Source organism: Clostridium thailandense, assembly GCF_019207025.1.
In the GTDB taxonomy this organism is placed as follows: domain Bacteria; phylum Bacillota; class Clostridia; order Clostridiales; family Clostridiaceae; genus Clostridium_AM; species Clostridium_AM thailandense.
Map to the genome: position 1 here is coordinate 35,537 of NZ_JAEEGC010000033.1, position 10,250 is coordinate 45,786.

General features: G+C 29.3%; 8 protein-coding genes. 3 read left to right on the top strand and 5 right to left on the bottom strand.

Annotated elements, in window-relative coordinates; genetic code table 11:
• Window positions 1-16: 16 nt before the first annotated feature.
• From I6U48_RS07775 to I6U48_RS07790, 4 genes are all read right to left on the bottom strand, one after another.
• Complete coding sequence (locus I6U48_RS07775; protein ID WP_218319846.1) at window positions 17-1,546, bottom strand: hypothetical protein; 1,530 nt, start codon at window positions 1,544-1,546, stop codon at window positions 17-19.
• Window positions 1,547-1,551: 5 nt separating this feature from the next.
• Window positions 1,552-3,051, bottom strand: coding sequence for a YncE family protein (locus tag I6U48_RS07780; RefSeq protein WP_218319847.1), 1,500 nt, complete (start codon window positions 3,049-3,051; stop codon window positions 1,552-1,554).
• A gap of 100 nt (window positions 3,052-3,151) precedes the next feature.
• Window positions 3,152-3,421, bottom strand: a complete 270-nt coding sequence (locus tag I6U48_RS07785) for a putative Se/S carrier protein (protein ID WP_218319848.1) — start codon at window positions 3,419-3,421, stop codon at window positions 3,152-3,154.
• A gap of 85 nt (window positions 3,422-3,506) precedes the next feature.
• Window positions 3,507-5,189: a coiled-coil domain-containing protein gene (locus I6U48_RS07790; protein WP_218319849.1), complete on the bottom strand. Its 1,683-nt coding sequence runs from the start codon at window positions 5,187-5,189 to the stop codon at window positions 3,507-3,509.
• Window positions 5,190-5,462: 273 nt separating this feature from the next.
• Between I6U48_RS07790 and I6U48_RS07795 the strand changes: the two genes are divergently transcribed.
• Both I6U48_RS07795 and I6U48_RS07800 read left to right on the top strand, forming a co-directional pair.
• A complete protein-coding gene (locus tag I6U48_RS07795; protein ID WP_218319850.1) occupies window positions 5,463-6,236 on the top strand; it encodes a hypothetical protein in 774 nt (257 codons plus the stop codon).
• Window positions 6,237-6,494: 258 nt separating this feature from the next.
• Entirely contained in the window at window positions 6,495-6,998 is a 504-nt protein-coding gene (locus I6U48_RS07800; protein WP_218319851.1) for a DUF4489 domain-containing protein, read from the top strand.
• Window positions 6,999-7,311: 313 nt separating this feature from the next.
• On the opposite strand, the gene I6U48_RS07805 is transcribed toward I6U48_RS07800, so the two are convergent.
• Window positions 7,312-9,297 (bottom strand): glycosyltransferase, encoded by a 1,986-nt coding sequence (locus I6U48_RS07805; protein ID WP_218319852.1) that lies wholly within the window; start codon window positions 9,295-9,297, stop codon window positions 7,312-7,314.
• A 282-nt stretch (window positions 9,298-9,579) separates the two neighbouring features.
• Here I6U48_RS07805 and I6U48_RS07810 point away from each other — a divergent pair.
• Window positions 9,580-10,250 (top strand): DNRLRE domain-containing protein (locus tag I6U48_RS07810; protein WP_218319853.1); only part of this gene is annotated, 671 nt, incomplete at its 3' end.

Consider the following 10,250-nt stretch of genomic DNA (forward strand, 5'->3'; position numbering starts at 1 on the left):
TTTTCTAATTTCATTATTAATTATTTTCGTCATCAAATAACCATCTAATTAAGGAAAATTTTGATTGTTTAGGGCTCTCATTAGGACTTTTCTTTGAAGCTTCTTTTGAAGCTGGTAAATTATGGATTTTAAGCAAATCTAATTGTTGTTTTAGACTTTCTGTCTCCTTTTTACTTTCAATTAAATTTCTTTCAATTATTATTTTTTCCTTATCCTTTAATAATAACTTTTGCTCTAAATAGCTAATTTTATCTTTTAATTTACTATTCTCATCTGTGTACAACTTGATTTTTTCCTTTTCTTTATAAAATTGGTATTTAAGCTTTGACATTTCCTCTTTTTCATACTCTATAGCCTTGTTTAATCTTCTTGATTCTTCTTTTGAACTCCTAAGTTTTTGTTGCAATTCTTCTTTTTCTATTTCAAGCATTTTCAATTTAGTAAAGGAATCTCCTGACTTTTCTACATCATAATCTACATTTTCCACCTCCATTTTTAAGCTTTTGTTATCATCAACTCCTATAGCAACTAAATCTTCTAGAGATTCATGTAAAAATAATTGTTCCTCTCCATTTTGGTTCAGTGCATATATCTCATGGTAAGTGTATTTATCTTGATTATCTGATGAATATTCCTGATAGAATATTTTTACAGGTAATCTCTTATCAAAGTGCCTGTATACCCTTGTAATACTAAAATTTTGTCCATAATTTGTAGAAAAACATCCATAAAGTTTATCCTCACAAATCCACAGAGCCCATAATACCTTATTGGATAGTATTAATAGACAAGAATCAATTTTTTTATGTTGAAACAGTACAGTATTTTTTTGTAATCCTATCTCCTTATATTGGTAAATCAATCTATTAAACTTATTGTCTTGAGTGATAAACAAATAGTGGTCTCTATTTTCTTCTACACAAAAAGTAAAATCTATGTAAGGTAAGAGAGATGTATATATGACTTCTTCCTTTCCCCATCTCCCTTCAATAATATGAAAAGTTTTAGAAATTAATTGGTATCCTTCAACTAACATAGTGTTCAATAGAACTAGGTTAGATTTAGAATCTTGAGAAATACAATATGAAAATTTAGAACAATAATCTAGTTGGGTAATTATTTGTGGGCAACTCTTCTGTATTCCATTTTTTACTATTTGATGAATTAGTACTTCCGAATAAGTATGATTATCGACTATATTATATAACAAGTGTATATCATCTAAGTGAAAGAATGCGCTAATGTATATAGGTGTGATTACATCATACTTCATATGAAGAAGAATTTTATACTTCCATTCTGTTTCTTTCAATGTGCATAAAATAAGGTCACCACAAATATCTTGGCAGAAAACATGAATTTTTCCGTTCCACTCCTCAAGAACACAAAAATATTCCAAACATGTTTTATAAATACTAATCTTCTCTGACCAGCTTCGTTTCATAAGTATCTGATAAGATATACCTTGATGACTATCATAGCAAAATTTTAGAACTCTTCCATCTTTCTGCTTAATTAAATAATAATCATATTTTTGGTTAGTCATTATTCTCACTCTTTTATTTCACCTCTCTTTTGACAGACTTCACAGTTCTTACAAAGTGGAATAAATACCATTTCATCTACAATCACTTTAGTCGAAATTAAAGTACTAACGTCAAACTTCAAGTTTTTGTCTATGATCACTGGAGCATTTGTTAACATAGTAAAGGAATTGACAACGAATTGAACCCCCTGTTGTTCCGCATAAGCTGGTATATATAATGTAGCTTTCTGCTTTCCTTCAAGCCTTCCTTCAATAACAGATTTTTGTTCCTGTTGATCTTTATACTCTATGTAGTAAGGTATGTAAAAGTCATATTGTAGCATGGAGTATTCTTTTCGAGCATCTATAATTTTTCTATTTTTTGTTTCATCTATAATTTCACACTTTTTGAATATAATTTCTTCTATACTTGAAATGTTTTCTAATTTTAGAGGTAATTTAGTTAATACTTCAGAAAAAATCATTTTTTCTTGATAGGTAGATAGAATTTTTTTTGCTAGTATTATAGTTCCATTTTTTTGTTTCCATTTGTCTTCCGAACTTGTAAAAATAAAAGATTCTTCATCTATTTGAAGCTTGCGCTGAGTGACTATTCCAATATCGTATGGAATGCTATTATTTCGTTGAAAAGTAAAGGTATCTAAAATAACGTTACTATAAGTATCAATCCTGTCAAGTACGCCTTTTCCATCATTACTTCGACTAGTTGCAAGAAGTATTTTTTTATCAGGAGATAATCGAAGTCTTTGCAATTCTGGAAGAGTAGTTTTGATTATTGCTGTACGCTCTCCTTTTAGTAAGTCTATAACTTCAATTCTATGTAATCCGCTATTTGCTGCATATAAAAAAAGTTCACTTTTCTCTAAAGCCGTAATAATAGATCCCTTTTGCAAATCTATATACGAACTATTCCCGTCTTCAAGATTCAATATGGAGATATTATATTTATTACTTCCTTTAGTAACTCCTTTATTAGCAATATAGGCATGCTTTTCATCTTCTCCTATGAGAAAGCAACTAGGTGCAGTACCAACATTTTTGTATAGCTTGATTAAATGAAAATCTGATGTAGAATATACTTTTAGTTCATTTTTTAAAATATCTAATACAACCAGCTTTTCTCTATTCTTATCAAGTTCCAAGCTAGCCGCAGCAATAAAGCCTGTTATACAACCAATCTTTTCACCAGTTCTTAAACTATAAATACATACTTCTTCTGTATTACAAACATATATCCTCTGAGCGAAGGAGTCCACTTGTATATTTCCATTATTGGGCATATGCCATGTTTTATTGAGATCATATAAATCATGAATAAGTGTGACTGTACTATTCCTATCACTGGCTATATACACATTATTTTTGTCATCTACGATGATATTTTGAGGCCTTGGACCAATTTCAACTTCCTTTATAATGCGATAACTATCTCCATCAATAATAGACACCATACCCGTACCTAAGTTTGATACATAATAGATAGTATTTTCTCTTTTATCAACCATAGACTCTATTTCACCCCATCACTTACTTATACTAAAAAATATGCTTTGTACATGTTTATTATGCAATAGAAACATGAAAAGACCTGGTTTTAACCAGATCTTATTCAACTAATTCATAAGTTTCATTTTTTCCTTCTCTCATAATCCTATATATTGAAGTAGGATAAATATTGTTCCTTTTCAATTCGGTTTGGACAACTTCTATATCAATTTCTTTAAACTTTACAGCCTGAGTACAGCTAATATTAATTTTATTAGGAGCATTAACGAGTTTTACCTTAATATTTTTTCGGATTAGACGTTCATACATATATAATGCTCTATGATGAGAAGTAAAAATCATTATATAATCATAGTATTCGGTTTTCATATTAATCACCTCTATTTTGTATCCGCCTAATATAATTTGTAAAGACTTACTACTCTATTATATGCTAAAAAAGCTTAGAAGTGATTTACATTCCACTTGATCTCTTTCTTAATAATCGTTCCATAATAGATTGATTCTTCTCAAATTTAAGTTCTTCATATAGTTTCTTATTTTCTTCAGTTATCGTCTCAACTTGTTGTCGAATTTTTAAGTTTTCTGATTCGCATTCTTTCAATTTATTTTCAATACTTGTTTTAATATTTTGTTCCCCTAATAACTTTTCTTTTGTGTCTTCCAGTTCTTTTTGAAGAGTTACTATAAAAATTTCTTTTTGAGATAATTGCTCTTTTGTATTCTCTAGCTCTCTTTGGTAATTTTCTGTAATTACGTATCTTTCTGATAATTGTTTTTTTATTTCCTTCAGCTCATTTTTAAGATTTGTTGTGAGAAGTTCTTCTTCTAAAAACTTTTGCTTTGTAACCTCTAACTCTTTCTGAATGTTCTGTTTTAATTCAAAGAATAAGGCGCAATTCTCATCTACCTTTCGTTTTTGTTCTAATATTCTAGCAACTCGTTCTTCATATTCTTCTATGAATCTTTGCTTCTTCTTTGCCTGCATACTTAAAGAAGCAATTTTCTTTTCTAATATTTTGTTCTCTGATTTTACACGAGATAATTCAAGTTTTAAACTCTGAAATATCTCTGTTTCAGAAGGTGTATCTGCATTAACTTTACTTACCTCATATTTTAATGAATCTTTAGTATTTATTGCAAACTGACTTGGAATAAACAAGCACAAATCTACTTCATTAGTTCCATAAACTTTCCTTGCTTTAATAGAATCCTCATTATCACAGCAAATAAAACAATTATATCTTTCGATTTTATGTTCATCACCTCTATTAAAGTAAACTGCACTATTCCATTTTTCATCATCAAAACCTGAATAAAAAATCCTACCTTGTTCCAACCAGCAAGAATACAATTTGTTATTTTTAATAAATAGTAAAGGATCTACTAATTCTGAGCTGCTTTCATGAACTTTAAATTCTTGGATTTCTCCACTTATATCTATACAAACATGATCCAGAAAATATATAGAATCTTCTCTAGACTTATTTAATATATGAATATCTTGTTGATTCATTAACACATCAAAGCATATATCGTCTCCTTGAATACCATAAAGCCTTTTTATAGTAGACCATCTATGATTTTCAAAGCTGCAATAGTTTAAAGATACCTCATCTCCTTCATCGGTAATAAAAAACACATTAATATTATTCTTTTTAGTTACATTTATTGAATAGTGTTCGTTTAAATTAGGTATTAATATAATATCCTGCAATGAAGTATCGGTTGTTTCTTTTCCATTCCATATACAATGCATTAATACCCCATGATCGCTACCATCATTACCTATTAATAAATAAAAGATATGCATCTCATCACCGATAATTTCAACTTTTAAGTTCTGTATTTCAAATTCATCACTTTCTATTTGAGAGAGCTTCTTTCCTAACCATTGTTTATTCTTCATGGTACAATATTTTAGATTTCCGTTAATATTGCTATATACTATATGTATTGTCTCATCATTAGTAATGTAAACAGTAAAGTCTAGTACCTCCTTATCAATCAGACTTTCTTTTGTCCATTTTCCTTCTTCGTACATAATTGTGTAACATAATTCTTTATTGTTATTTTGAAAAAACTTCCATATATTATTTGCATAATCGACATATATCCAGGGATATACTCTACTCATGACTACTCCCCCCTCTTATGAAATTATATTTTTAACGGAAACCCATTATGCTCTTCTATAAAATAAAAAATTATTTTAATATAATCTCTTAATTGTCACCACTTTTATATTTTGACATATGATATATTATAGGTCTTGAATAAATTAACATTTGTTATAAATTTTAAATGGGAGGGTAATTATTGTAACCACTTTTATTTTTTAACATATGATATATTGTAAACCTAAAATAAATTTATGTTTATTATAACTTTTTGAAAAGGAGGAGAATTTATGTCCATTAACTTCAAGAGATTTGTGCCACGTCCTGGTCTTGTAAATAAACAAGGACGCCTACCGGATCCTTCTGAACTAGTTTGCATTGAAGTACCTAAGATTTTTGATCAATGCTTAATCAAAAGATGTCTTGTATATGGTGAAGGTCCTGACACAAATACAACAGATTGCGAATTAAGAAGTGAGCCCCTTACAGATCCTAAGAGATATATTGGCAGTAGGGATTTCAATATAAAGCTGATCTCTGTGGATAAAACTCCACTTAAGGGAAAACCAGGTTTTAAAAAAATAGTTATTTGTTACACAATCTCTTTCTATTCGGATTATATTGATTGTAATGGTGTAAACAAAAGTGAATTCTATGAAATTAATAGAACAGATGTAGTCGGAAAATTCTACTGCCCTGATTCTATAGCTCAAATCTCTGCTAGTTTTGTACCAGTTCATGGAGCAAAAGATTTAGATTCTGATATTATAAAACTTGAAATGGTTGCTGATGCCCTAGGCGGTGAATTACTACAAGATGAAGAGGGCAACGATGTTCTAGATATCACTTTAGGTTACTACATTGTTGTAAAATGTGAGCTTATTGTACAACTTCTCATTCCGGCCTATGATTATTGTCCAGTTCCAAAAGAACCATGTGAAGAAGAACCTGAGGAGGACCCATGTGAAAGATTTGAAAAGGCTCCAATTCCTAAGTTCTATCCAGATCAGAACTTAGACCCATTGTTCCCTGACTGTGACGATAATGACGAAGAGGATGATTAAATCCTATTATCATCTTTCTCATAATTGAAAGGCCAAGCGATAGTTCTACTAATAAATGAATAATGTAATGCTATAAAATTTAGGTAGGCATGAAGTGTGATAATAGTTTTTGGGCATATTGTTATATTTCTCACTAAAGTTCGTATCTATCATCACCTTTTTATACACGATTCATATATTATAGTAGAAACATTCAATAGATACCTAGATAGCTCAATTATTCATGTAGTAATTTTTAATTAAAAGGAGGATTTTATTATGAATTCAATGTCAAGAACTCATTTTAGTGATGATTGTAATCCTTGCAAAAAAGAAGAAAAACACTGTACAACTGTTGTAAAATGTGGATCCCCTAGTTCAACTACAATTCCAGCTGCTACTGTAGCAGGAACTACTTTTACAGTTACTTCGCTTACTTTAGACACTTCTAAATTATGTGATCCAACTGTTAAATTAGAATTTGCAAGCAATATCGTTGCTGCAGTTGCTTTTACAGGTACTATAAATTTTCAAGTATTTAAAATTTGTAGAGGACAGCTTACTCCAGTTCCAGTTGGACCTGCATGGACACTAAGTGAAACAGCACTGCTTTTTGCTGAAACATTCTCATTCTTCATTTGTGATTGCAACTTCTGTTATGATGAGTGTTGTACCTATACTGTAGTAGCAACTGTTACTAGCGCCGTTACAGTTGGAACTCTTGCTATCAATAACGCGACTCTTGGAGCAGTTGCAGCATCTGGTACAGGTGGATGTTGCTAAAAATTAAGAATTATACACAAAAACTAAATAGTTTAGTTAACTTTGAGTTAGGGGCATTCAACTATTGTTCCTAAATCCATCAGAATCCCGTAGTGTGGATTTTCTACACCGGGATTTTTTTATGTTTACTTTTCTATGAATATATAGTTCCTATATGATACTATTTGAAATTATAACACGATAATATATAATACTTGTAAAACCTTTGAAAAAATATACATCCCAAATATCTATAAACATATTGTTGATATTCGGGATGCGCTGATGCTAATAAAGTATTAGTATTTTGTTTAACCGCTTTTAAATAATAGTATTAGTCCCATTTAATTAAGTTGGGATTTTCATCAAGTATAGACTTATATTGTTCTAAGATACCGTATTTTCCTTCTGGGTCTAGTTGCAAATACCTAGTATATTTAGATTCTCTTAGTTGAGGCGTTGACCATCCTAAATGTTTTAATCTAGTGTAACATACACAACCATTTAGATTGAATATATTTTCAGGAATTCTTCCACAATGAAGAGGCCTTTCACTCCAAATATAATTAAAATTTGGCTGATATCTTATTAGAAATGGTCTATAGCATTTATGAGACTGCCAGTAGATATCCTCTCTATAATGGTTTTCATCCCACATATCGTATAGTCTAAAGGCATAATAGTCAAAATTAGGTTGATTCATTAATATTTTAATATTGTCAAGTATTTTATCTTCAAAAACTTCATCTGCATCCAAACTTAAGATCCAATCGGGCTTTGTATCTATAGTCATTCTCCATAGTTGCTTTCTTAAAATAATCTCATTATTAAAACTATGCTCTTTATTTGAAACTATAGTTAATGGTATATCTTTTAGTATTTCTTTGCATATTTCAACAGTATTATCCTCACTAGCATCGTCTAAAATTACTGCATTATCTATATATTTAGCTGCATGCATTAAAACTCTTTGTAAAAAATTTTTACTTTCATTTCTTACTAGCATTGAAAGGGTCAACTTGTTACCTTTTTCTTTATTTATCCTCTCTTTCTCTTCTAACAAATCTAAAAGTAAAAATCCAAAAATCGGTTTGTTATTACTATTTTCAACTTCTATAGTATCTACAAACCATTCTTTATTACATTGCGTATTCAATACTAATTGACAGTAGTAATTTTTAGATAAATTCTCTGTACTAACGTTACTATTTAGTTGAAACTTGCAGGTTGCTTTAATTTTTGAATCACCAATCATAAAGGTATCAATAGCAATATCTAATATATTTATAGTACAAAGTAGTTTTTTCTCTAAAATATAATTTTTAATTATATTTTCATTTAGCTTAAAGATGTTTAAATATTGAGGAGACAGGTATTTAGTTTTCTCAATTGTACTAATATACCTGTAGTCATAGGAGTAAAAGTTTTTTAAAAATTCCTTAATAAAGACATTGATATCCAATTTAGACATATCAGCAGAAAACTTTTTATCCAATGAATTTAAATCGTTTTTACATTTATTTCTAAATTCCTTTACCCCCTTTATATCCTCTTTCCGATATATATGATAGGCAGGATAAGTAGTATTAACATAAAGCTTTAAACCTAAAGCTGCTGCTCTTATACAAAAATGCCTATCTTCTCCCCAAAAATGTAAATTATAAATTTTATTAAAGTTAATACCTTTAGCTAGTGCTTTTTTGCTTATTAGTGTACAAGCTCCTAATCCTCCTACTTCATAAGTACCAGGTTTTTTTAATTGTTCTATAAAGTCTATATATCTTTTATCAGATTCAGCTTGACTTAACACTTCAAAGCTTTTCTTAGGAACTAGTGAATATTCGTTATATAACCAAATTTGTGGTAATTCTACAGAATCATTTTTCCACTTAGTCCAAAAAATTTCAGATATGATGTCTTTATTAAGACTAATTAAATGAATTAATGTTTTGGGATGCAATATTATATCGGAATCTATTAAAAATAGATAATCATAGGATTTTTGTATACTATATTGTATAATTCTATTTTTATATTCTGCTATTTTCCATATCAAATTATCTTTCCAATAATGAGTATCTTCTGTTCGGATGTAATTATCTATTTTCTCACCTTGTTCGATAATTACTCTTTCATTGGATTCTTTAGAAAATTTGCAAAGAAGGTTGCTTGAATTAGTATCATCATTATCATCTATAAAAAAATACTCTACTAAAACATTTTCTTTTATCAAATATTTTAGAGAACTTATAAAGTTATCTAATATCTCATATTCTTGTCGTATAGGGCTTCCAATCAGAACTCTTATATTCTTGTCCATTAGCTTTTCACCTCGTATAAAAAAATTTAATTCATTATCTAATTTATATTATTCATAATATAAATTTTTGTTTACTTATACAAAATTAAAATAGCTTCAAAGCTAAAATGATTAAAATATAGACTTAATATGAAATATTTGTTGTTGTAAGTGCAATTCTATTATAAACACATATAGCATAACTGCATATACTATAGTAATTCATACTATAGTTATTGACAGAGTGAACAATAAAAATAAATGAAATAAAGATAAAAGATAAAGTAACAAGGAGATGGAATTATGTCATTTGTACAAGTTAAGCCTACGGATGATGCATATATATCTAAGTTAAATGCTAATGTAAACTTTGGTAGTGCAGATGTTTTGTTTACAGGAAGGTTTGTTCAGCCTAACGATAGTTACAGAAGCCTATTAAAATTTAATTTAACTAATGCTATTCCTCCAGGAAGTAGTATATTAAATGCTTATTTAAAATTGTTTGTTTATAGAAAAGATTCCCCTGATTTAGTGTTATCGCCACAAACTGTTAATGTATTTACAAATCAAACCGACTTTTTTCAAAATACAGTTACTTGGAATAATGCACCTTTAATAGATCCAACAATTTATTCTGTGGATGTAACAGATGCGGATATTAATAATTTTATTAGTATTGATATAACAAATCTAGTAGTTGACTGGATTAATGAAGTAAAACCTAACAATGGTATTACATTAGTTGGAATAGAAAATATAATTGACACTATCATAGGATATTTATCTGAAGAATGGATGGGACCAACACAAAGACCATTTTTAAATATAGAATATGATATAGTTTCACCTACAGGAACAACAGGAGCAACAGGAGCAACAGGAGCAACGGGAGATACCGGAGCAACAGGAGCAACAGGAGATACCGGAGCAACAGGAGCAACAGGAGATACCGGAGCAACAGGGGCTGACTTAGC

What these genes read in the sequence shown, in the direction of transcription:
- I6U48_RS07775 (WP_218319846.1), bottom strand. Translation starts at nt 1,546, where the DNA reads ATGACTAACCAAAAATATGATTATTATTTAATTAAGCAGAAAGATGGA.
- I6U48_RS07780 (WP_218319847.1), bottom strand. Translation starts at nt 3,051, where the DNA reads ATGGTTGATAAAAGAGAAAATACTATCTATTATGTATCAAACTTAGGT.
- I6U48_RS07785 (WP_218319848.1), bottom strand. Translation starts at nt 3,421, where the DNA reads ATGAAAACCGAATACTATGATTATATAATGATTTTTACTTCTCATCAT.
- I6U48_RS07790 (WP_218319849.1), bottom strand. Translation starts at nt 5,189, where the DNA reads ATGAGTAGAGTATATCCCTGGATATATGTCGATTATGCAAATAATATA.
- I6U48_RS07795 (WP_218319850.1), top strand. Translation starts at nt 5,463, where the DNA reads ATGTCCATTAACTTCAAGAGATTTGTGCCACGTCCTGGTCTTGTAAAT.
- I6U48_RS07800 (WP_218319851.1), top strand. Translation starts at nt 6,495, where the DNA reads ATGAATTCAATGTCAAGAACTCATTTTAGTGATGATTGTAATCCTTGC.
- I6U48_RS07805 (WP_218319852.1), bottom strand. Translation starts at nt 9,297, where the DNA reads ATGGACAAGAATATAAGAGTTCTGATTGGAAGCCCTATACGACAAGAA.